Genomic DNA, 925 nt, shown 5'->3' on the forward strand with positions numbered 1-925 from the left:
TACACTGCATAAAGCTCTTGTGCTTTGATCATGTAATTAAGCTTGTCATTTTTATATAGCTCTATTGCTCTCTCACCAACTTTATTATATTTGTCCATGGGGTAAGGTTTGAGCATATAATCATCAGATCTAAAATAATTGTAAATACTTGAAATAGCACTTTCGAAGTAATCATTGCTCGATTGTTGGTATGGGATGCTATCAGTTCCAGCAATTATGCAGTTGTACTTGAAATAACCCCAAAACCATATTTTTGTTCTTTCACTACTTTGAATCCATTCCCATTGCTTATCTTCAATCGTACCCTCCTTAACAACCCGAACTAACTCTTCAGTTATGTCCCCTTTATCAGAAGACTCTAGAATGGAAAAAATCTCATGTAATTCACTCGTGCCTCTAGGTACTATTTCATTGAACTCTCTAAACAGTATGTGCGAAGCTAGAAATTTTTGTCGGTCATTAAGCTCTTCTAACGCCTCAATCGAAGAAGAGCTGCTTTTTTTATATACCTCTACTCGCTTACTTTTTTTGTCTGTTTTATAGATTACTGCCATGTATTTCACTCTTATTGAAACTGTTTTTGTAGAAATATAATAGAATTAATTAAATAGGAATACAAAATTATTTTCGTAGTATTACCGTAGTACCACTTTAGATAACAAAGAACGATAGAACTATGCCCATAAAGGCTTTATGGTGATCATACAGTTATATCGGTCAATAATTTCATATTATCACTTAGAAAAACTGCTAACTCTATCCCTTCCAAATTTTTTAAATTTCATTTCTCACTCACATCCAAACACTGCTAATTAAAAAAACAGACTACGCTACAGCGCAGTCTGCTTAGTAGGGTATATATATTATGAGTAAATACTAGAGACTCGTAAGTTGGAAATTACATTCATCATAGATGGTTATGTAC

1 protein-coding gene is annotated in these 925 nt (G+C 33.1%); it reads right to left on the minus strand.

Annotation, left to right across the window (positions count from 1 at the left end; genetic code table 11):
• Positions 1-554 (minus strand): hypothetical protein (locus tag ACS8FC_RS15545; protein WP_439297432.1); only part of this gene is annotated, 554 nt, incomplete at its 3' end.
• Positions 555-925 lie beyond the last annotated feature (371 nt).

The sequence above is a fragment of the Psychrobacter sp. 1Y4 genome (assembly GCF_051847555.1).